Source organism: Brevibacterium sp. MGP-B1 (assembly GCF_057766545.1).
Window position 1 is genome coordinate 2869773 of the sequence record NZ_CM173407.1, and the last position, 20389, is coordinate 2890161.

The window sequence follows — 20389 nt, forward strand, 5'->3', positions numbered from 1 at the left end:
ACCATCCAGTCCCTTCGGTCAGTCGGCGACGAGGTCGCGCAGCTCGTTGCGGTCGAGACCGTCGAGCTCATCGGCGTTGAACCCGTTGGCGAGCGCGTATTCGTACCACGCCTGCTTCGAGGCGTTGCCTGCCGGCTTCACGGCTGGGGTGTCCTCTTCGGGGTTCTCGGTGTGCTCTTCGTCGCCGGAAGCCTCGCTGGTAGGAGTCTCCGGGGTGTCTACGTCGCCGTTGTCGGGTTCGTGCTCTTCGCCTGTCAGGTTGTAGCCGTGGCGGGCGAAGTAGGCGAGCGCGGTCGGGTTGTTGGTGTCGCCGGCACCGTCGTTGAACTGAACGCCCACGACGGTGCCGGAGAAATTCTTGACAGGAGTCGTGACTCGCATCAGGCGCCCTGGACCTTGAGGCCGCGGAGTACAGCTGCGGACTTGGTGGCCTTGAGCGCGACACCTGCGGGTCCGAGTTCGACCTCACCCTTCTTCACGGCGCCGGCCTCTTCGAAGTTCGGCATCCAGGTGCGAACCATCTGGGAGCCGACGGTGGTGACACCGTGGAATCCGTCGAGTCCGACGCGGTATGCGTACAGGGAGGTGGTGCCGTCGGCCTCGATCGGGATGATCGGGTCGGTGGTGCCGGGCTTCGCGCCCGGGTCTGCGAAGAGGATTCCGCCGTAGGTCTCACGGACGATGGGGCGGCCGTCGGCTCCGACGAGGTCGTCGACGGGGTTCTTCACGTACTCACCGGCTCGGCGGACTGCTGCGCGGAGGCGTGCCAGGGCGCGGCGGTTGCCGAGGATGATGGTGGGAGTCCCGTCGAGGAGGCCAAGGAACTCGTCGATGAGGTCGAGTGCCTTGTGTTCGGCTCGGGGATTGGTATCGAAGTCCGTCCAGTCGGCGGTGCTGGTGAGTTCCGTGGACGATCCGGTGAGGGCCTTGTCGAGGCCGTCGAATCCGTTCTCGTCGGTGGCGGTGTCGCCGTTGATGACGAGGTCCTGGAACTTGGTGACCGCGGCCTTGATCTTCTGCTGCATGTTGAGCATGACAGCGTTGGACGCGGCCGGGCCGATGGAGGCGATGACGCGGTCGACCGTGAACGAACCACCGAGGACGGCGAGTTCGGTCGAGTGCTTCGAGGTCTCCACGTTGCCGGGAGTGTACTCAGTGTTGAGTGCACGAGTGGCAGCGTCGGCCTGGGTCTTGAGGCGGCGGTACCCGTAGGTGAGGGTTGCCCCACCTCCGGCTGGGTTGACGGCGTCGTCGAAGATGAGGCTGTCTAGGATCGCGGATTCCTTGCGGAACTCGTCGATCACCGCAGGATCGTAGTCTTCGACCGCGTTGTTCTTCGCTTCAGCGAGAGAAACTGGCATGGCGGTGTCCTTTCAGTGGTCAGCTGTAATGCAGGTTCACTGCATCAGCGAGATTCTTGGGTTTGGGTTTGGTCGACCCGGAGCCTTGTGACGGGTCGGGTTTCGGCGTGGCAGGAGCAGATGGGGCGAGGAGCTTCATCAGTTCGTCGGCATCGGCTTCGAGAGCTTCCTGCGTGTCACCGGTCAGCCTGGTTGCTGCGGAAAGGGGCAGGCCCTTGGCAGCGGCGACTTCGTACTGCATGACGCGCAGAGCGTTCTTCGTGCTCGACTCCTCGAGCTCGGCGAGACGTTCCGCCTGCTTCTCCTCCGCTGACTTCGAGGCGTCCTCGTACTCTTTGTTCTTGGACCGAAGATCAGCGAGCTCTCGTTCGAGCTGCTTGCGAGCTTCGCGCTCGGACTGCAGCGCCTTCTTCCCGCCCTCACCGAGTTCCTCATCCTCAGCGGTCTCCTTCGGGGCAGACTGGCCGGCGGCCGGGGCCTGTCCCGCTGGGTCGTCGTTCTGTCCCTGATCGCCAGGGTCAGATCCCGGTGTCTCAGCGTCCGCGGGGGCGGCGAAGAACCGGATGAACGGGTCGGTGGTGTACGGGTTGTAGGCAGTGAGCACACGAGAGTGCTTCATGGTTCCTCCTTGGTGGTGCCACGTCGCGTGGCAAACGCCCGTGTGCCTCGCGCAAACGGGGTGGTCTGTGATGGGTTCGGTCAGCGGCCGAACGCGATTGCACCGGTGGGGATCTGCCCCTGCTCGGTGATGTAGCCGTACTGGCGTAACAACCTGCGGGTTGTGGCCTTGTCGCCGCCGGATCGGCGGATGATCTCGGGGACGGACAGACGGCGAGTACGGGTACCGCGGCCGCCGGCCTCGGAACCCCACCGGAAGTAGCCTCGGCGGGTCGTGCCCTCCGACGTCCACATGCCCGAGGGGGTCATGCCCCGTCGGGCATTGACGACCTGGAAGATGTCGCCGCCTTCCCGGATCGCTTCGGCCTCGCTCTTCCCGAATGCCTTCGCCTGCTCGGCGGGATTCAGGGACTCGAAGTAGGCGTACGGGTCAACGGTCAAGTCCTCGGCCACAGCCTCCGACGCCGGTATCCCCCGGCAATCGCAACGCGGGTGCCTATCGAATCCGGCGTTCCACCGGTACCAACGTCCGGCGAGGATCGCGCACCGACTGCACGACGGAGGTGTGAGCATCCGAACGAACCCTGTCGCCGACGAAGCTGTGGTCGCCGCCTGCTCAGCCGCGCGCCCGGTGTCAGAGAGCGCGGTGCCGGCGGCCATCGTCAACCAGCGTCCACCTTTCGCCAGAGCAGCTGGCGGGGCCATACCGTCAGCGACAGCGGCCTTCGACACAATCGTCGACATGGCCAGCGCGGTCCCGAGGTCCCTACCGTCACCGTTCATACCGACGAACGCTTGCGGCACCAGGTCAGCGACAAGGTCCGGGTCCTGCCCGGTCTCATCCATCACCGTCGGAATGAACTCGGCGGCCGCCTCGGCAAGCGACAGCTGCGAACGGTGCATCACCCGCAACACCTGCGGGCCAATCCTGGCCCATCCTGCGTCGAAGTCGAGACCCATCTGAGACCACAGCCGCTTCACCGAGGCGAGCGCTACGGCGTTCTCACGCGTGATCTGGCTCTTGTACTGGATCGCGGAGGATGGAAGGTTCATTCAGTTCCTCCTTCTCCTGGATCCGTTGGAAGTACGGGTCGGATTCCTGCGCAATGAAGTACTGACGTTCGCGCGCCTTGCGTGCTTCGGACCAGCCGAGCTCGTCCCATGCGCCCTCGCGGGAGAGGATCGGGGTGCCGCCGGAGAGCTTCTGGATGGAGTCGGAACGTTGCGCCATGGTTGGGGTGCCGGCGTCGTACCATTCGAGGCGGATGCGGCCGTTGCGGGGGAACTCGCCGGTGCGGAACCGTTCGCGCAGCGACATGGACCATCCCCAGGAGGCACCGAAGCTGACCTGCTTGCGTTCGGTGTTCTTCACCAGTCGGGCCTCGTCGGCGCGGATAGCGCCCTCGGCGGCGGGGTTCACTGACTGCTGGCCCATGTACCGGACGGGCAGGCCGGTGATCGCGGCGGCGAGCGCCATGTAGTGGTTGACGGTGTCGTGGAAGTTCTTGAGGTCGGAGGGTGAGAACTGGCCGACCTTGGCTTTGTCGTTACCGTGTGCCCAGATGCCGGAGAAGTAGGACTCCCAGACGGGGATCGGGTCGCCGTTCGGGTCGACGAAGTCGCCCTTGGTCATGCCGAGGACGTATTTCTGGGGGACAGAGTGGGTTTCGGCGGCGATCTGCAAGTTCGTCAGCGAGCGTGCGATCGCGTCGGTGAGAGGCAGGACGTCGTGCATTTCGCTGGTGCCGAACCATGAGCCTGTGCGTTGGCGGTTGAGGAACATGACGACGGGGACGCGGCCGATGTTGTGGTCATCGCGGTCGGTGACGTCCCACCGGCTACCGTTGTTTCGGGTGAGCCAGATCGTGGTGTTCGGCAGGTACAGGGTCGCTGAGTCGGTTTTGCGTTCCGGGTCGATGTACTGACGTAGGGCCGCGGTCATTTGCCGGCGGCGGTTGTCGATCTTCACCGACATGTGGCGCGGTGATTCGACGGTCATCAGCGGTTGGTCGGGGTCTTCCTCGTTGCTTCCGACGGTGACGAATGACCGGCCGAAGATCATGGCTTCTTTGTGTGCCTGCGGGGCTTGGGCGTCGAGGTCGTTGTATTCCCAGCCGACGCGGAGGTCCTCGTTCGCGACCTGGTCGTCGGGGAGCATGAGGGACTTCACGTCGAGGCGGCGTTCGACCTCGTCGACGGCGATTCTGGGGAGGTTGACGACCGTTTCGAATCGGCGCAGTTCCGGGGGCACGGCGAGACCGATGTGCTCGAGTCTCTGCACGCCCTCGTAGTAGCGGTCCATCTTGATCATGACGGACCGGTGCTTCTCGTGTTCGTTGCGGAGTTCGGCGAACACGGCCTTCTCGTCATCCGAGAGGATCTTCGCGGTGGCAGGAGCAGCCATTGGTCACCTCCCTCGGGTGTGGTCAGCGGTATACGAACATGCGATTGTCAATGTCATCCCAGCCGGCGGCGCGGGAATCGGCAGCGGCCTCGTGAGCGAGGATGTCCGCCATGAGGAGGTCGATCTTCTGGTGCTCGGACGGTTTCCCGAGAATGTACTTGTCACCAGGCTTGGCGACCTTCCTGGCGGCGAGCGCGTTGAGTTTCGTCTGCTCGCAGTCGTCGTGGGTGGTCAGTTGCTCGGTGGTGTCCTCGAGGAACCGGACGAGTGCGTCGAACATGCGGTTGATCTGGTTCGTCGGCCACAGGATGACGACGTCGTCGCCGTAGTTCGACGCCCACGTATCGGCCTGTGTCTCCCAGTGGCGGGGGTCGACGTAGAAGCGGCTGACCTTGTACCTGGCCATGAGTTCGTCGACGGCTGAGGTGACTTCCGAGCGGGGGATGCGGCCACCCCACTCGTCGGGGTTCCAGTAGGTGGGGCGACGGTCGGGCCCGTAGGTCGGGGTGAACCGGTGTCCGTCGATCGTTTCGGCACGGAGTGCGGACCAGTCGCCCGAGCGGCTGCCGTCGAACGCGATCGCGATCTTCGCACCGTCGGGAACTGAGACGATTTCTTCGGTCGCGTCCCAAAGGGCTTCGAGCATGTAGGAGCCGAGGCCTTGGACGAGCCTGTTGCCGTAGAAACGTTCGGCTTGGGTGGGGTCTGTCTCGACCATTTCGTCCGCTTGTGGGTCCACTGCCGACGTTGTGTCGACCCATGGGGAGTCGAAGTAGACGTAGTGGTGGATCTTTGCTCGGTCGCGTTTCTTCTTGTAGTCCAGCTCGACCGGGGGTTTCCGGTAGTAGCGGAAGATGTCGGTCTGGCGGGACTGGAAGCCGCGCTGGGCGGCGGAGTTCTCCATCGGGTCCCATGGGTTCGTCAGCTCGATCGTCCGACCTTGCATGGCGAATACGCCGCGGCTGATCGTGTCCCAGGTGTCGAGCATCTTGTTCGTCTCGGTGTACAGGCCGGACTCGTCACCGATCGCTCCGGTGAGCGGTTGGCCGAGTTTCGACTTCGCCGCCGAGGACAGTGGCACGATCTTCCCGCGGTTCGGGAGGCGGATGAACCCCTCACGGACGAACACGAACTCCTGCAAGGGGCCGGATAGGATCATCGTCTGTAACGGTTCGTAGACGTTCAACGTCTGGGACTCAGCGAACGCCACCAGGCCTAGGAGTGCTTTGCTCCTCGGCCTGCCCTTCGCCTCACCAGGCTCATAGACGTATTCCCAGCCGCATCCGCAACCGTGGTCCTCGCACCGGTACACGTCGCCGGCTGTCGCCCACCCGTCGAAAAGGGACGGTCCGACAGCCTCGAGGAGCAGGATGCCGGCGCCCCACGGGCTTTTCCCGATTTCTGGGGCCCTACGACGATGGAGCGACGGTAATGGAACGGTGCGATCAGCCTGCGCCGGTCGACGACCGCGGTGGGCTTGATCCGGTAATGGTTGACGGTGCAGTACAGCTGCCAACCGTTGAACGACAGAGCCTCGCCCTCGTACACGCCGCCGGGGACTCGGCAGTGAGCTTCGATCCAATCAGTGCCGAGGAACCCGAGAGTGTGCCTCGGGTCGAAGTCAATCTCAAGCGGTGTGGGCAGGAGCAGGTCAGGAGCCGGCACGGGCTGCCTTCAATCGGTCTCGCGCCGACGACGCTGGCTTGTCCTTGGTCTCGGCTGCGGCCTCGGCCCTCTTGTCGGCGACCTCGTCGTCGGCAATGTCCCAGCCGAGCTCGCGCATCCCCGCATTCGTGAGACCGATCTGATCCCGGTAGCGGTGCAGCTGCGCGACGAGAGTGGCGTTCGCGTCTGGGGCCTTCTCGACGAGAGCCTTGAGCCGGCAGTACTCGGCGATGGACGGCCACAGCCACTGGTATCGCGGCGCTGACCAGGCCTTGCCCTGCGGCAGCGCCCACACCTCGCGCCAGATCTTCATCTCTCGCCGTCGCAGGGAGATCGTCGCCGAGTTGTCCGGCTTGACGGTGCGGACCTTGTCGATGACCTCGACGTATGTGCGGACCATCTTCGGCAGCGGAAACTCAGGCGGATTGCCGGCGTACCCCTCGGCGGGGAGCTGCTTGAACACGAGCCCACGACGATCAGAGCGGCCAGACTTCGGATTCGCAGCTGGACCGGAACGGTTTCGGGGTCCTCCACTGACCATTGTTCTACTCCATTTCTCGGCATCGCGCCGGGATGAGAAAAGCCCGCGAATCGCTCACGAGGCATGAAATCGAAGGGTCGAACACTGACAGTCACCAGCGAGTCAATATGGGTTCTGACCTGGGAATTTGGAAAGTTTTGAACCTGTTTTGGTTCTCTGAGGCCTCCCCAGCGGTACTGAATAAAGACAGGTTCGGTTGCACCCCCTGGGGGTGCAGAGAAGGCAAGTCATATTGCTGCCCAACCACCGGGCTGATGGCGGGCGGTCTCCTTCTTGTGACACGGTCCGCAGAGGCCTCGACCGTACTGCGGATCGTTCGGGTCGAGTCCTGCTGCCACGAGCTCGCGGCGAGAACGCGGGAAGTGGTCGGCGTCCCTCGACGGTCGGCGCTTGCAGATAACGCAGATGCGATCGCGGGCGAGGACCTTGGCACGGAAGGTGACCTCATGCTCCCGGTCATATCCCCGCTGGCGGGACGTGCCGCGAGTACGGTCGGCGGTACGCTCATGGGTCGGGCACCGTGACTTGGTGCCCTCGAACAGGACCGGACAGCCGGCCACCGAGCAGAGCTTCTTCACTAACTGCCTCCGAACATGACAGAAGGCCTGACCGGATGAACCGTGTCAGACCTTCATCGCCACCTCTGGTGACTCTACGAGAATTGTATGGGACAGATGGCTGAAAGTCTACGCTCGCAAGGATCGCGCCTTGCGGCGTGTCGTTCGCGTCAACACTGCACGAACATCACCGAGGCGATACAGCTTCGTGCCTCGTTGGTCCTGACCAACAGCGTTGAGCATCACGCGATCGTGAGCATCGCGACGACTCGTCCACTTGCGTGCTTGCTCATAGGTGATCTGCTCACCAGCTGCGCGCAGTGTGTCGACCACGCGAGACAGTGGTGCTTCGTATGCTTCGATGCGCCTGAGTCCTTCACGCCTTCGGGCACGCACATCGACCTGGGCCTTGCACCTCGGGCACACGGTCACGTCCTCACCCATCACCGGCCACAGCTCCACACCACAGCCGGCACTCGGGCACGAGCCAGCGAACACACGCTCGGGTGGAATGTCGATCTGCTCCAATGCCTTGAGACACTGCTCGAGCAGATGATCATGCCAAGCTTCAGCCTGCGCATGCTTGACCACCCAGTCACGCAACGGATCCAGGCTGGCCACGAGCTGCGGCACCGACAGCATCCGATGCAATGGCCGCGCCTGCTCTGACACCCAAGCAGCAAGCATCGACCTGAGCACCTCGGTGATCCGATCAGCCACCTCGGCGGCACCAATGCGGAACACCATCGGCACAGCATCCGACGACCGGCGCTCACCCTGCGGTGTGGTGGCATCCTGCCTCAGCTTCGTCACCTCCAACTGCTGCACGATCGGAGCACACATGTGCACCAGCTCAGGCAGTGAGGCAGACCGAACATCACGGGCATCCCACATCGTCAACGTCCTCTCAGTTCTTTCTCGACACGGCCACTCACCCAATCGCGGGGCCGCCACACATCCACGTCCTCACCGACCAGCAACAGGGTGGAGATCCACACCTTCTGCTCTGCCGATGTCGTGCCCGTCTCCGACTTCAACTCACGCCAGATCACACGCCGCTGCTTCGGATGCACCAACACCAGATCGGGGAACCCCGGTGTCGACCGACGCGAGTCGAAGGTGTGATAGCTGAGCCAGCCCATCTGCTTCGATAGCTCGATGATCTGATCCTGCAGTTGTCTCTCCGACATCGCCTTAGCTTGGAGAGCACGGTAATCCTGCACCTTCACCGCTTCCTCCTCTTCCGCTTCTTCTGAGCAGGAGAGTCCACAAGGGCAACAGGTGGCGCCGACCGTCCAGACCCAGCCCTGCCAGTACCGTCACGTACCGGACCCTTACCGTCCCGACCCGACCCGGCATATCCAGATCCTGGATGCACGCGACCTGCTGGAACCTGCTGGGACCTGCTTGGTGGCTCTGCGGGGTCACACTCCGACTGGTTGGTGTCGGGCGGTCCCTTCGGACCAGAGCCGGTGTCTGCGGGGTCTGACTCCGCCTGGGTTGCGGATAGTCCCTCGGACCAGACTGTGTTCACCGCGGGGTCATCACACGACGGGTTGCCGTGCGGTCCCTCGGGCCGGTGTACGTTTACCGCGGGGTCACGCTCCGCCTGGGTGGCGGGCTGTCCCTCGGACCGGGATGCAGGTGTCTCAGGTGTCCTCTGTGCTGCTGTGCCGGCGTCACGGCCGGGCGGTACACGCCCAGCTCTCACGTCCGCTTCGGCAGTGTCGGGAAGGACGATGTTGTGGGTGATCACGTACTCGTGGGTGCGCAACCACTCCAACGTCTTCGGTTTGAAGTAGGGCTTCTTCGGCGGGGGCATCATCTGCTTCTCGCGATGAGCCCTGGGCGCATCGAGCAGGGCCGCGTTGCATCTGCCGCAGGCGACCACCATGTCTTTTGGTGACTGCACCTGCCTGTCCAGATGGTCGTACGTTCCTGCCTTCTGGCCGCGCCGGTCGCCTTGGAAGTTGACGACGAGGCCGCAGTAGCGGCACGCGTCACCGTCGCGGAGGCGCACGGGGATCGTGAGTGCAGGGTTCGAGTTGTCGAGCTTGCGTTGGCGTTCCCATTCGATCTCCTCTCTCGTTCGCATGTGGATGAAGGTGTCGTCCTCGATGAGCTTGTAGGCGCGTCGGCCTTCCCCGTCAGCCACCTCGGAGAGGTAGCCGGCGGCAATTGCGACACTGATGAGCTCAGCGGCCCGGGAGTGGCCGGCCATCTGCACGGCGGTGCCGTGGCTGATGACGTAGTCGGTGAGATGGGCGGTGGATTGGAGTGCGCAGCGGAGGACGAACCCGAATACCTCGTTAACGAGGCGATCGTCGACCCTCGTGTCTTCGAGGACGCGGAGGACGACGGGGTGGTTAGCGGCGGTATCGCCAGTCCTGAGCCAAGGCATCCGGGTTGTCTCCTGTGGTGTTGTTCGTCAGTGGGTGGGTTCGATGTGGCAAGTACAGCCGCATGAGGCGAGCGCGTCGGTGGTGTCGTCCCATGCTTGGCCGTCGCACTTTCGGTGGTTGCCGTCTCGGCAGTCTGGGCTGCGTGGTGTTCGTGGTCTCATGTGGTCTCCTCTAGGTCAGTGAGTAGGCGATCTACTGTGGCGATGGTCAGAGGTGGAGCCGCAGCGAACTCTGCCGGGGTGGGCCTATCGCCGACCCTGGCCATTGCTCTACCTATCTGTTGCATCTGCCGAGCGGTGATGACTTGTTCGTGGGACATCACCCATGGCACGGGCTGGAGTGTTCTCTGTGCGGGCTTGCTTGGCTCAGTGCGGAGTCTGTGAGTCCACCGGTTGCATCTTCCCCACCAGCGTGCGATACCTCGTGTGCGACGGCCGGGAGTGAAGCTGGTGGCCGCCGGGAAGAGTGCGTGCATGATGCCGATACTGCTTCCGATGATGACGAGCACGCCGATGATGAACGCGATCATTCGTGACCGCATCCGGGCCAGTGGTGTTCAACGTCGGCGGCTGAACCTCGATGGTGTGGTGGCGGGTATGCGCGGTTGCCCAGCTTCACCAGTTCCGGTCCCGGCTCCCCGACGATCTTCCACCCGTATTTGCGGCCGGCGTCGGGGTCGCTGGTTTTGATGTACATTCCGCTGGACAGCAACCAGTTCCGGTGCCATTCGCCTCGCGTGTGCTTGGCGAGGTGGTTGTAGTACTTCCGGCCCGGTTCGGGGCGGACGAGTCGACGTGTCGGCTGCTCGTTCGGGTTCATGGCTTTCGTCCTGTCTGTGGTTTGCCCGACCTTTTCACATGTTGGGCGCGTACGGTGGGGCTACTCTCCACTTCCTGAACGATGCCCCTCGCGGGGTTTTCGTTTCGTCCTCTTAGAAAAACCTGAAATGGTGCACGGACGCGAAGTGGTGAGTATCTGCCTCGGGTGGTCGCGACTGCCCGAGGCACCATCCTGTCTCGCAGTTCCGTCTCGTTACTCATGCTTCTCCCTCGATCCGGTCGGCGCGGTTAGTCGCGAGCGAATCCACGTCCCAAGGGTCGAACACGCGCTGGTCTGTTTCCGGATCTGAGTTCCTAATCAGCGAACTGCCGAACTCCCTCAGCGCATCCGCCTTCACCTTCGCCGTGAACCTGTTGAACTCGGCGGTTATTTCTTCGCCTGTCATCGACTCTCGCCCAGACTTTGAGTACCTGGCGTTATCAATCGTTCGCACGTGGAACCGATACGCTTCGAGGACGGCCTTATCGTCTGGCGTGTAGTCACTCATCGTCGCCACCAGCCTCTGGTGCCTTCACGATCGAGGTCACGATCAAGGAGTCGCCAAACACGTCGCGATTGAACAGCTCCCCGTCGTCGAGCCGCACGAAATACGGCCCAGCGACGATGAACTCCCGCTGATCCTCTGCGCCGTCGCACCACTTCGGGCTGTAGGCGATGAAGCGCGCACCCTGTTCAGTTGGGATAGGAATCGTCGGCTCCGGGTCCGGGACGATACGCCCACCCGCATGTCTAAACCCGGCGAAGAACCCCGCAGAGAACCCGTCAAGCGCAGGATTTCCCACAGCCTTAGTGGGGTTCGATTCAGTGACCTCCCGTCCGGTGACTGGAACCCAGTCTTCTCTTGGCATCGAACTATCAGTTCGTAGCGCCGTGGTTCCTCTCGTCGTGACGAAGATCCACGACTTGTATTCGCCGGGGAACGCACGCATAGCGACCAGGCCGTCTTCCGTTCTGGCGAACTGTGCCTCACGGAAATCCGCTTCTGAATACTTACTCACTGTTGTGGTCCTTTCACATAGGTTTCGTCGACCCAGACGCGGCCGCAGCAGTGGCAGTGCCAGCCGACCGTCTCCGGGGACAGATCTTCATTGATGAAGATCGGGTCCTTGTGCTCGTGGTGGCATCGGAACGACACAAGACGTGGTTCTGCCTCGCACAGGACCTTCTCCGTGATCGCCTCGTGTGGGCATTCCTCGTGCCCGGATTGCATCACGATTGTTCGAGCTCTCTGCTGATGTCATCGCGCAGGCTTCGTGCTCTTCTGCTCTTGGAGTCGAGTGCTTCGTGGAAGCGGATCATGTTCTCGATCCGCTTCTGCCGAGCCAGCTCGGTGAGCGCTTCCGCCTCGGTCACGATCAGAGTCCTTTCGGGGTGATCTTGCGAGCATGGATGCCGTCAGTGGAGGGGCCGGGGTCGCCGTCGTACCCGGCGACGTAGTGCTGGTGGTTCGACCCGTCCGTCTGTCGCCAGCACACCTTGTCGCCGTACTTGATGTCCTCCACCCGGATCGGTTCAACGAGGTCAGCACCAGCCCGCGCTGCCAGTTGGGCGGCGAACCCTTTCCGCAGTTCCTCGGCCAGCTGGTGTGCCGCCAGCTTGTTCTGTAGCTCCTTCTCCTTGCGCTTGTGGTCACGCCGTTTGAGGTCTGAGATGAGGAACGCCATGAACATCACGACGACGAGCACGGAGAGGACGGTGGGGTCGTTCATTTGCGGGTCCTCCAATCCGTGAGGCGGTCCCACACACTGGTGGGGATGATGTTGTGGTTGATGACCCACACCCACAGGTGGGCGGGCAGGATGAGGAGCTTCTCAAGCAGAGACAGAATCACCGGTGTTCACCTTCTTGCGGATGTGGTTGCAGTTGGAGCAGCACCAGCCGCGGCCGTTCTTCTGCCCAGCCGTGCAGGCCATCGGTGTGGTGTTGCAGGACTGGCAGGGGAACACGGGGTGGTCGCAGTACCGGTGGGAACAGTTCTTAAGCAGTGGCATCGGTCTTCTCCTTATGCGTGCAATTCGGGCAGCAGCCGTAGCCGCGGTCTCGGGTGAGGGCCTTGCAGGCGACGGCAGTGCCACCGCAAGTGCAGCGCCCCCATTTGTCCCGGGCAGATTCGACTTTCGGGATCGTCATGCCGGCGCCTTCCCCCGATACTTCGGCGGTGCCATGCAGTTGGCAACGAACGCACGCCCTTCCGGGGTGAGTGCGTACTCGGCGGCGTCAGCCCAGGAGGCACGGTCGCTGTTCGGTTTGTGATGGGCCGGCACCGGGTCACCAACTGGCTGATGGTTCATGATCGCGTTGTAGGCAGTGTTCGTGATTCGGGAGGCGATCTCGCCCCGGTACACGCGGGCGATCGTGTTCCCCGCGACCCCGACCCGCTTCGCGACAGCACTCACCGTGCCGTAATGGGCGACGAGGTCGATCACGCGGATCTTCGCGTCACCGATCGGCCGCATGGTGGCGTCGAGGTGCTTTTTCCGGCAGACCCGGCACATGCCAGCCGCGTGAACTGTGCGTGTGCAACCGTCGGTCTTGCAGATGTTCTTCTTCACCATGTTCGTTCCTTCCATGCGTCTGATCCCCACACCTTCGTGGCGAGGCGAGCGCGATACTCGGCTTCCTCGGCGAAGTGGGACTGCGGGCACTTCTTCCGTTTCGTGGGGTGCTCGTGCTTGTGGCACTGGCGTCGCCACTCCGCGAATTGCGGGTTCTGCTCGGCGAGCATCCTGGCGAAATATGCGTGCATTGCGACGAACGACATGAGCATGCAGACGCCGTGCTCGGCCATGCGGGGGCCGCCGGGCAAGTACTGTTTGCCGTCTTCGTCGAACTGCACTCCGTGGCCGATTGTGAGTGCCTTCCGGGGTTCGACCTGGCGGCATCCGATGCATTCCTCTTCGCCGTACCACCAGTCGGTTGAGTGGCCCTCGTACCATTCGGCCAGGCCGGTCGGCCACTTCATCATCACGCGACCGGTCTGGCCGGACGCGGCATCGATGACCTTCCGTTCCTTGTTGTCGGCGGGCTTGCGGATCATCTCGAAGATGTCGATTTGCCCTGGTGTATTCGTCAACAGGGCACCTCCAAGGAGTCTTCGAGCTCACGGATGCGACGGCGGCGCAGCACCTCTTCGATGAGCGAGAACGCACGGTCACGGGTGAGGGTGAACAGGTAGTACTCATACTTCTCCTCTGCGTCGTTCCACTCCCAGATCACCCAGTACCGGTGGTGGAACTGGACATGGCCCTTCGGTTTCTCCTGCACAATGCGGAACGGCGCCGGAGTGATCCGCTTCATGGCCTGCTCCCGTCTTTGGCGGCGATGCCGACCCACCCGATGACCCACAGCATGGTGAGGACGGAGAGACCGTTCGCAGTGAGAGTGATCGAGTACGAGTAGAAGTAGCCGGCCATGCCGATCACGATCATCGGCAAGTAGATGGTGAGCAGCCGGCGGAGGAAGTACACCTCACGCGGGAACCGGCGCACCGTGGTCTCCGCGCTCATACCAGCACCCCTTGCTCTGCGAACTTCGCATTGAACACGTCGTCGAACAGGCCACGGTCCTGCTCGGTATAGGAATTGATCTGGCGGGCGCGGTGCCCCACCTCGCCGAACGCCTTCATCGGCTTCACCCCGTACCGGCGTTCGTACTCAGCAGACACGGCACGTCCGAACGTGGAGCGCATCGACTTAAGCGCCTTGCCCGAGACTCCCTGGTCTCGGAGATAGTCCTCCGTATAGAGAGGCCGATGCTCGAAGGGGATGTCGGGGCGGTTGTTCAGCCCCTTCTCCAACGCGAGAGTCGTCATCGTCGTCACGTACACCGGGTCGAGCTGAGCGATCGAGGTGGCCTGCTGAATGAGGTTCAGCTGCGCCTGCGCCAGTGCCATTCCACCGAGGTGCTGTGCCTGCTCGACGTTGACGCGGGGGTTCACCGCGCCGCCGTCGTTGAAGTAGGCGTCCAGTGCGTCGGCGGCTTCGTTCTGGAACTGCTCGATCATGGCACGAGCGCGGTCGTCTTTGACTCGGGAGGTTTCGATGGTGGCGAGCCACATGGTGAACGTCTTCCGGTCGACCATGGTGATCTCGTAGGTCTTACCGTCACGGCCAGTTGCGTCCTTGAGGGACACGACTGCCCAAGACTTCGTCTTGAGCTTCTGCAGCTGCTTCGAGAAGGCGATTCCGATGGACTCGCACACGTGGCGGACGCTGACCCAATGGGTGCCGTCTTCTTCGATCGCGATGATCTGTGTTTCGTGGAACGGGATTGATACGATGTTCGTAGACATTGGTTGATCACCTTCCTGGTGTCTCTGGCCCTCAGCACTCCACTGCTGGGGGCTTCTTCATGTGCAATGGCTGCGAGCAGGCCCCGGGGCTTCCCCCTCCACCGGGACCCACCCGGTTCATGGGGTCGGCTTCTGCCGGATCTTCGACACGACCTCGTCCTCAGTGATCAGGCGGAGCGCCGCGATGTTCGCGTCTGCTTCGTCGTAGATGTTGAGGAGCGTGTCGGCGACGGGGTCGATGTTGTCCGGGTCCATGTCGTAGGAGACCGGGGCGGCCATGACCTCGGCGGAGAGTGCTTCGACGCGGTGCTTCGTGGCGAGCTTCATGTTGAACAGTGCGTCGAGGCGGGACTGCTCTTGCTCGGTGGGGAATTCGGCGCGGGGCATCAGTCGCAGTCTCCTGTTGAGACGGAACGCAGCACTGCCGATTCCGGCAGGGTGGGTTCCGGTCGGAACCCAACCGGGCGGAGGGGCCACGCTGCGGCCAGGCGGAGGCGTTCGTCCTCCTCGGCGGCGATGCCAGCCTCGACGAGGTCTCGGCGTTCACCGGCGACCATGTCGAACACACTGTTCGTGACCTGCTCGAGGACGGCTTCGATGCGCGCCAGGTGCGACATTGGGAATCCGTCGCGCTGTGCGCCGCGGTACTGGCGGATGACTGCGGCGAGGCGCTCAGCGTCGGTGATCGCCTGGTTGATCGTGGAGTTCCTGCGGATGGTGGCTGGGGTGGGTGTGGTCATCGTTGAACACTTCCTGTCCTGGTCGGTAGCGGTGTAGCCGGTCATGCTGACTCGCTCTCTTCGAGCCATGCGTCGAGAGCTTCGAGCCGGTATCCGATGCACTTCTGCGCTGCACCGTTACGCGACTTGATCCACTTCGGCGAGCGCCCTCCCCCGTCGCCTCGGTCGAGGTATCGCCACGAGGCGAGTGTGTTGGCCGGTACTCCGATGTACTCGGCGGCCTCGGCGGGTTTGAGGACGCGCTTCATCACGGTCGAGTCGGTCATGAGTGCGTTGCCTTGTAGCGGGCGAGCGCGTCGCCGGAGACTTCGAACGGGTACGGGTCGTCGATAGGGCTGCGTTCTTCGAATCGGTTGAGGTCGTAGGCGCTGAGGTCGTGCATGATCGCGACGTCTCGGTAGGTGTCGTCGCGGTACTCTGCGAGCGCTGCATAGTCAGTCATGACGCCGTCCTCTGGTACTTGTTGATTCGTTTATCGCTGCTTGATATTTCGGGCACAAAATAGACGTCGATTGGGACATCGAGCGCTTCGCAGATCAGCTCCGCCGTCCTGCCACGGTTCACTGATTGCGTTCGCCCCACGACGAGGTTGTCGATCGTGCCCGGAGAGACCTCCGAGTATTTGGCCAATCGTCGATTGGAGAATCCCTTTCTCTCCATGCGGTCGATCAGCGAATCTCGGGCGACTAGTTTCATCCTCATTCCGGATGGCCACCTCTTCCTGGCTGTTCTTTGGTAGCTCAATTGAAACCCCCTCTAGGCAGTTACGTCAAGTGCTGATAGATAGATCATCTACTATTCCTAGGCACTATGTCAACAGCGAAGTTGCGCCCGCCGCCCAGTACTGGCGCGGGAGACGAAAAAACTTAATCGTGTTGTTAGGCATCTACTGCCGCAATATGGGAGATTTGCGGTTAGGCACTGCCTAAGATTGTGGAGTTGCCACCACCTGCACCCTCGCTGAAGCTGGAGACATGATGAACCCGCTGCTCGCCGATTTGATATCGGACGCCAAGACTCGACTCGGCTACAGCTATGAGTCGATGTCGAAGGCGTGCGGCGGAGTGCCCGGCGCCGGCCGTCTCCACCAGCTTGCAACCAAGCCACTGAGGACGTTCCCGGATCCCGACACCATCAACGGGCTCGCCCGCGGATGCAAGGTGTCACCGCTGGACATCATCAAGGCCTCGGCACGATCGCTCGGCATCAACGTGTCCGACGACGACCGAGACCAGGTCCGCATTCCAGGATTCGACAACCTCCCACCGACAGTCCGGGACACGTTCCGCGACCTCGGCCAGCAGGTTGGCGAACTAGCCAAGAGGGCAGGTGATGGCGATGGAAAAGCCACCCCACATACAGACGCCGGCGGGACGCCGGTCACAGGAGCAGACGACGGGCTCGGTGCATTCGGAGGCCGAGCCCGAGGAGACCTCGACCATGAATCGGTCAACGACGGCGCCGGCGACAACGTTCACCAGCTCCGCGGACCCTCTGCCGAGGCGAGCGCAGCTCAGGACGAGGGTGACGACGCATCGGTCGACGAGATCATGAAGCACGCTGCTTACGAGCCCTCAGACGACGGGGAGCGTGATTAGCTTGTCACCATTCGTGAAACTCTCTGGCGGCTTGGACGACTTCAAACTGGCGGAGCATATGGTGAAGAGCCCCTTGCGAATGATCAACAGCCGCGTGAAGTGGATCCAGCAGGCTCTCCCGAAGAAGAAGTGCACCCTCCCGGTTGAGGGCGCCCCTGATGGCACGGTTATCGAAATGACTGTCCTTGAGAAGCAGCCGTCCGAGCCGAGAGTCGTCTATCGGCACGCCAGTGGATGGGTCAGGCGGCTCTGCGTCAACGGCAGCCACGGAAACATCTTGGGAACCCACAAACACCGGATTGCGCTCGGCGGAGAAGATGCCTACGAGCCGGATGATATTCCGCTCATACCGCTTCAGCCCTATGTCCGCGCAGGAGCTTATCGTGAGATCATGGAAGCCTTCATTGCCGAGTGCAATATCGCAATCGGCGATGATTACCAATGGACAGATCCGTACTAGATCAGGAGGGACACAATGACTGATACAAAACTCAGGTCAGCCCTTCTGAGCTGCCTGAACGACAACACCCATCTGCACGCATACGGAGAGGCAACCCTCGTTGATCTTCCGTATGCCCGACTTGACGGTGACTCAGTTCGACTACTCGTTGAGCCTGTCGGCGACGGCTACAGAATTTCCGACCGCGGCGACGGGGCGGACCTTGCGTCGGAAGCGGGCCTGAACATTACTTCCGGCAATGCTGCCGCTTACCTCCGCGGCATTCAGCGATCCATTTCGGCCGACAAGATCGGAAGCTCCGACTCGGAATTGAGCATTCTGGTTTCGGCAGAACAGCTTGGCTGTGCGTTGCATCAGGTTGCAATTGCGTCGATTAGAGTCGAGGGGCTCTCGGTACTCACGCAGGAGCGATCGCCTCGCAAGTTCTCGACCACGGTGACGGAGCGCCTGTCGAACCTTTTCAGCTCCTCTGGGACTGTTCGCAAGCAACAACCAATGCCGCTGACTCGGTCGAGGTCGCGAAACGTAACCGCCACCGTCGCACGCGATCACCGGACCGTCTACGTCCAAGCGGTTTCGCAGTCGAACATCGACGTCTCATTCGCGAAGTGTTTCTCAACCTTCGCTATTGCAGAAGCTCCGCACGATAGCCTGATATCTGTGCTCCAAGGCGGTGCGAACGACTGGGATGGTGGGTACTCGGAAGACCTTGCCGATGTCTCTCAGGTCGTGTTCGAGCGAGATCCTGAGCAGACCCTTCGCGCTGCAGTGAATACCGGTTTAGAGTCCGCGCTGGTCTGACGACAGATTCGACTCCCGACTACATTCGAACTACTGTCCGAATGTATGAGCGTGTTTCCACACCCGTGGAAGGCGTTGCGCGAGCTCGACACTGTTGCCGTCTCGTGGCGTGATGACCTTCCCCCTCCCGTCCATGCTGTCACCAACGGCCGGAACATCATCTGGATGGCCAAGAATCTCCTGCAGGTCGAACGACGGTGCGCCTTGCAGCACGAACTGATCCACATCGAACATGGGCACACCTGCCGCCAGAACTCCCGAATCGAGGCGCAGGTGCGACAGATCACCGCAGAGCGACTAATCCCCGCCCGGCTCCTGTTCCGGGCGTGGAAGGCCGCACTGAGCATCGAGGAGTGGGCCGAGAACCTATGGGTGACGCCGGCGGTGCTCCACGACCGTCTCGACCACCTATCCCCCGACGAACGACGAACCGTAGAACAACTCAAGGCGAGCGCCAGGGAGCGCGGCGCCGACTGATTGCACCTCGTGGTGCTTGGAAGGACTAGCCATGGCGCAGGTGATTGCGTATGAGACGTCTGCTGGCCGGCGGTACATGGTGCGGTATCGGAAGCCGGACGGGAAGCAGACGAAGAAGCGCGGGTTCACGACGAAGCGTGAAGCGGGAGACTTCGCGTCGACGGTTGAGGTGTCGAAGCTGCAGGGCACGTTCATTCCCGAGGCTCTGGGCCGTGCGAAGGTCGGGGATCTGGGTCTCGCGTGGATTCGCCGGCAGTCGGACTGGAAGGAGTCGTACGACTACACGATGCGGTCGACTTGGTGGACGCACGTGGAGCCTCGGTGGGGGCAGACTGCGATCGCGGATGTGAACCGGGTCGACGTCGAGGACTGGGTGTCGAGCATGGGTCGGTCGCGATCGGTGGCTTCTCGGTGTGTAACGATCCTCAACGGGGTTCTCGATGATGCGGTGGCTAAGCGGCTGATCGTGGCGAACAATGTCGGGAAGGTGGCTCTGCCTCGGAAGGACGCGAAGCCTCGCCTGTACCTGTCTCACGAGCAGGTGGCGGCGTTCGCGGCCGCTGCGGGTGATCTGGGTGTGATTATCAACGTGCTCGCCTACACCGGGCTGCGGTGGGGTGAGCTTGCCGGTCTGCACGGTCCCGACATCGATCCGGTGGGGCGGCGGATCTCGGTGAATCGTAATGCCGTGCAGGTGGGATCTCGCGTCGTGGTTGGGACTCCGAAGACGCACGAGCTGCGGACTGTGCCGCTGCCGAAGTTCCTCGCCGCATCGCTGAAGAAGATCAAGGGGCCGGGGATCGCTTTCCCGGATGCCAAGGGCAACTATCGTCGGTCGCCGCGGGCGTCGACGTCGAAACGGTCGTGGTGGCGGACCGCCGTGCTCGAGGCCGGCATTCCCGAAGTGACTCCGCACGATCTGCGACACACGGCGGCGTCTTTGGCTGTGCAGTCCGGCGCCCACGTGAAGGCTGTGCAGCGGATGCTCGGGCACAAGTCGGCGGCGATGACGCTGGACGTGTACAGCGATCTGTTCGACTCGGATCTCGACCTCGTGGCCGATGCTATGGAGGCGGCACGCTTGTCCGCGTTGAAGTAGATTGTGCCCAAAACGTGCCCAGCGGACACTATCCGGGAATGAGAAAACCCCCGCGTTCCGCTTGTTCCAGCGGTACGCGGGGGCTACCCGTTCTGCGGAGCCGGTGGGATTTGAACCCACGGTCCCCCTATTGGAGGACTTCACCTTAGCAGGGTGACGCTTTCGGCCGCTCAGCCACGACTCCATCCGCAATGCTGCGATCCGCTCCGGAGAAATGCATACCGACAGACCCTCCAGCACTACGGGATACAGCCTAAGGGAAAGGAGCCATCCAGGGCAAAGCGCAACCGCGGAGAGTGGGCTTCGTCATAGTCGAACCGACCCGTGACGGGCGCAAATCCGGGCCGAACGTCCCCTTTGTACCGCTCCCCCACACCGGAATTCCAGCATTCATCAATGTCCAGGCGTAAAATCGGCGTGATGTGCTTTGCGGTCTGGTCTCAGATCCTCGCAGAAACACCGGTCGGAAAACCGATGGCCGCGGTGTGCCCTGTGCCGGAAACGAGAACGGCGAGCGGGCCGTATTGCACGAGTA

31 protein-coding genes and 1 tRNA gene are annotated in these 20389 nt (G+C 62.5%); 5 read left to right on the forward strand and 27 right to left on the reverse strand.

What is annotated here, in order from left to right:
- Positions 1-18: 18 nt before the first annotated feature.
- The 26 genes from AC3CD9_RS13115 to AC3CD9_RS13240 all read right to left on the reverse strand — a co-directional run bounded on the left by AC3CD9_RS13115 (position 19) and on the right by AC3CD9_RS13240 (position 16115).
- The gene (locus AC3CD9_RS13115; protein WP_488364294.1) at positions 19-381 is read right to left on the reverse strand and encodes a hypothetical protein; all 363 of its coding nucleotides are present in this window, start codon (positions 379-381) and stop codon (positions 19-21) included.
- Positions 381-1361, reverse strand: coding sequence for a major capsid protein (locus AC3CD9_RS13120; RefSeq protein WP_488364296.1), 981 nt, complete (start codon positions 1359-1361; stop codon positions 381-383). Before AC3CD9_RS13120 ends, AC3CD9_RS13115 begins: the two co-directional genes overlap by 1 nt.
- Before the next feature lie 19 nt (positions 1362-1380).
- Positions 1381-1980, reverse strand: coding sequence for a hypothetical protein (locus AC3CD9_RS13125; protein WP_488364298.1), 600 nt, complete (start codon positions 1978-1980; stop codon positions 1381-1383).
- An 80-nt stretch (positions 1981-2060) separates the two neighbouring features.
- The gene (locus tag AC3CD9_RS13130; RefSeq protein ID WP_488364299.1) at positions 2061-3032 is read right to left on the reverse strand and encodes a hypothetical protein; all 972 of its coding nucleotides are present in this window, start codon (positions 3030-3032) and stop codon (positions 2061-2063) included.
- Complete coding sequence (locus AC3CD9_RS13135) at positions 2983-4383, reverse strand: phage portal protein (RefSeq protein WP_488364300.1); 1401 nt, start codon at positions 4381-4383, stop codon at positions 2983-2985. Before AC3CD9_RS13135 ends, AC3CD9_RS13130 begins: the two co-directional genes overlap by 50 nt.
- A gap of 22 nt (positions 4384-4405) precedes the next feature.
- Positions 4406-5512 (reverse strand): hypothetical protein, encoded by a 1107-nt coding sequence (locus AC3CD9_RS13140; protein ID WP_488364301.1) that lies wholly within the window; start codon positions 5510-5512, stop codon positions 4406-4408.
- Between the two features lie 522 nt (positions 5513-6034).
- The gene (locus AC3CD9_RS13145; RefSeq protein WP_423058696.1) at positions 6035-6511 is read right to left on the reverse strand and encodes a hypothetical protein; all 477 of its coding nucleotides are present in this window, start codon (positions 6509-6511) and stop codon (positions 6035-6037) included.
- A 764-nt stretch (positions 6512-7275) separates the two neighbouring features.
- Entirely contained in the window at positions 7276-8040 is a 765-nt protein-coding gene (locus AC3CD9_RS13150; RefSeq protein ID WP_488364304.1) for a hypothetical protein, read from the reverse strand.
- A gap of 2 nt (positions 8041-8042) precedes the next feature.
- A complete protein-coding gene (locus AC3CD9_RS13155) occupies positions 8043-8375 on the reverse strand; it encodes a VRR-NUC domain-containing protein (protein WP_488364305.1) in 333 nt (110 codons plus the stop codon).
- A complete protein-coding gene (locus AC3CD9_RS13160) occupies positions 8372-9547 on the reverse strand; it encodes a hypothetical protein (RefSeq protein WP_488364307.1) in 1176 nt (391 codons plus the stop codon). Before AC3CD9_RS13160 ends, AC3CD9_RS13155 begins: the two co-directional genes overlap by 4 nt.
- A gap of 526 nt (positions 9548-10073) precedes the next feature.
- The gene (locus tag AC3CD9_RS13165) at positions 10074-10367 is read right to left on the reverse strand and encodes a hypothetical protein (protein WP_488364308.1); all 294 of its coding nucleotides are present in this window, start codon (positions 10365-10367) and stop codon (positions 10074-10076) included.
- A 217-nt stretch (positions 10368-10584) separates the two neighbouring features.
- Entirely contained in the window at positions 10585-10875 is a 291-nt protein-coding gene (locus tag AC3CD9_RS13170) for a hypothetical protein (protein ID WP_488364310.1), read from the reverse strand.
- On the reverse strand, positions 10868-11386 hold the full coding sequence (locus AC3CD9_RS13175) for a hypothetical protein (RefSeq protein ID WP_488364311.1): 519 nt from the start codon (positions 11384-11386) through the stop codon (positions 10868-10870). The genes AC3CD9_RS13170 and AC3CD9_RS13175 overlap by 8 nt, the downstream gene beginning before the upstream one ends.
- A 211-nt stretch (positions 11387-11597) precedes the next feature.
- The gene (locus AC3CD9_RS13180; RefSeq protein WP_441450190.1) at positions 11598-11741 is read right to left on the reverse strand and encodes a hypothetical protein; all 144 of its coding nucleotides are present in this window, start codon (positions 11739-11741) and stop codon (positions 11598-11600) included.
- A gap of 2 nt (positions 11742-11743) precedes the next feature.
- On the reverse strand, positions 11744-12097 hold the full coding sequence (locus AC3CD9_RS13185; RefSeq protein WP_488364312.1) for a hypothetical protein: 354 nt from the start codon (positions 12095-12097) through the stop codon (positions 11744-11746).
- Positions 12094-12219, reverse strand: coding sequence for a hypothetical protein (locus tag AC3CD9_RS13190; protein WP_488364314.1), 126 nt, complete (start codon positions 12217-12219; stop codon positions 12094-12096). The genes AC3CD9_RS13185 and AC3CD9_RS13190 overlap by 4 nt, the downstream gene beginning before the upstream one ends.
- A 295-nt stretch (positions 12220-12514) precedes the next feature.
- The gene (locus tag AC3CD9_RS13195; protein ID WP_488364316.1) at positions 12515-12943 is read right to left on the reverse strand and encodes a hypothetical protein; all 429 of its coding nucleotides are present in this window, start codon (positions 12941-12943) and stop codon (positions 12515-12517) included.
- Positions 12937-13461, reverse strand: a complete 525-nt coding sequence (locus AC3CD9_RS13200) for a hypothetical protein (RefSeq protein ID WP_488364317.1) — start codon at positions 13459-13461, stop codon at positions 12937-12939. The genes AC3CD9_RS13195 and AC3CD9_RS13200 overlap by 7 nt, the downstream gene beginning before the upstream one ends.
- Complete coding sequence (locus tag AC3CD9_RS13205) at positions 13458-13685, reverse strand: hypothetical protein (RefSeq protein ID WP_488364318.1); 228 nt, start codon at positions 13683-13685, stop codon at positions 13458-13460. Before AC3CD9_RS13205 ends, AC3CD9_RS13200 begins: the two co-directional genes overlap by 4 nt.
- Positions 13682-13894, reverse strand: a complete 213-nt coding sequence (locus AC3CD9_RS13210; protein WP_488364320.1) for a hypothetical protein — start codon at positions 13892-13894, stop codon at positions 13682-13684. The genes AC3CD9_RS13205 and AC3CD9_RS13210 overlap by 4 nt, the downstream gene beginning before the upstream one ends.
- Entirely contained in the window at positions 13891-14679 is a 789-nt protein-coding gene (locus AC3CD9_RS13215; protein ID WP_488364321.1) for a phage antirepressor N-terminal domain-containing protein, read from the reverse strand. Before AC3CD9_RS13215 ends, AC3CD9_RS13210 begins: the two co-directional genes overlap by 4 nt.
- Positions 14680-14796: 117 nt before the next feature.
- Entirely contained in the window at positions 14797-15066 is a 270-nt protein-coding gene (locus AC3CD9_RS13220; protein WP_488364322.1) for a hypothetical protein, read from the reverse strand.
- Positions 15066-15419 carry a hypothetical protein gene (locus AC3CD9_RS13225; RefSeq protein ID WP_488364323.1) on the reverse strand — a complete coding sequence of 118 codons (354 nt, stop codon included), beginning with the start codon at positions 15417-15419 and terminating at the stop codon, positions 15066-15068. The genes AC3CD9_RS13220 and AC3CD9_RS13225 overlap by 1 nt, the downstream gene beginning before the upstream one ends.
- Before the next feature lie 41 nt (positions 15420-15460).
- Entirely contained in the window at positions 15461-15685 is a 225-nt protein-coding gene (locus AC3CD9_RS13230) for a hypothetical protein (RefSeq protein ID WP_487489311.1), read from the reverse strand.
- Complete coding sequence (locus AC3CD9_RS13235; RefSeq protein ID WP_488364324.1) at positions 15682-15861, reverse strand: hypothetical protein; 180 nt, start codon at positions 15859-15861, stop codon at positions 15682-15684. Before AC3CD9_RS13235 ends, AC3CD9_RS13230 begins: the two co-directional genes overlap by 4 nt.
- Positions 15858-16115 carry a helix-turn-helix domain-containing protein gene (locus AC3CD9_RS13240; RefSeq protein WP_488364325.1) on the reverse strand — a complete coding sequence of 86 codons (258 nt, stop codon included), beginning with the start codon at positions 16113-16115 and terminating at the stop codon, positions 15858-15860. Before AC3CD9_RS13240 ends, AC3CD9_RS13235 begins: the two co-directional genes overlap by 4 nt.
- 278 nt (positions 16116-16393) lie before the next feature.
- Here AC3CD9_RS13240 and AC3CD9_RS13245 point away from each other — a divergent pair, with 278 nt between their 5' ends.
- The 5 genes from AC3CD9_RS13245 to AC3CD9_RS13265 all read left to right on the forward strand — a co-directional run bounded on the left by AC3CD9_RS13245 (position 16394) and on the right by AC3CD9_RS13265 (position 19854).
- Positions 16394-17017: a hypothetical protein gene (locus tag AC3CD9_RS13245; protein ID WP_488364326.1), complete on the forward strand. Its 624-nt coding sequence runs from the start codon at positions 16394-16396 to the stop codon at positions 17015-17017.
- A 31-nt stretch (positions 17018-17048) separates the two neighbouring features.
- Complete coding sequence (locus tag AC3CD9_RS13250; protein WP_488364327.1) at positions 17049-17477, forward strand: hypothetical protein; 429 nt, start codon at positions 17049-17051, stop codon at positions 17475-17477.
- 15 nt (positions 17478-17492) lie between these two features.
- The gene (locus AC3CD9_RS13255) at positions 17493-18278 is read left to right on the forward strand and encodes a DUF1828 domain-containing protein (RefSeq protein WP_488364328.1); all 786 of its coding nucleotides are present in this window, start codon (positions 17493-17495) and stop codon (positions 18276-18278) included.
- Between the two features lie 75 nt (positions 18279-18353).
- The gene (locus tag AC3CD9_RS13260; RefSeq protein WP_488364329.1) at positions 18354-18755 is read left to right on the forward strand and encodes an ImmA/IrrE family metallo-endopeptidase; all 402 of its coding nucleotides are present in this window, start codon (positions 18354-18356) and stop codon (positions 18753-18755) included.
- A gap of 31 nt (positions 18756-18786) precedes the next feature.
- Positions 18787-19854, forward strand: coding sequence for a site-specific integrase (locus tag AC3CD9_RS13265; RefSeq protein WP_488364330.1), 1068 nt, complete (start codon positions 18787-18789; stop codon positions 19852-19854).
- A gap of 95 nt (positions 19855-19949) precedes the next feature.
- Here the strand turns inward: AC3CD9_RS13265 and AC3CD9_RS13270 are convergent.
- Positions 19950-20038: transfer RNA gene (locus tag AC3CD9_RS13270), tRNA-Ser, on the reverse strand.
- Positions 20039-20389 lie beyond the last annotated feature (351 nt).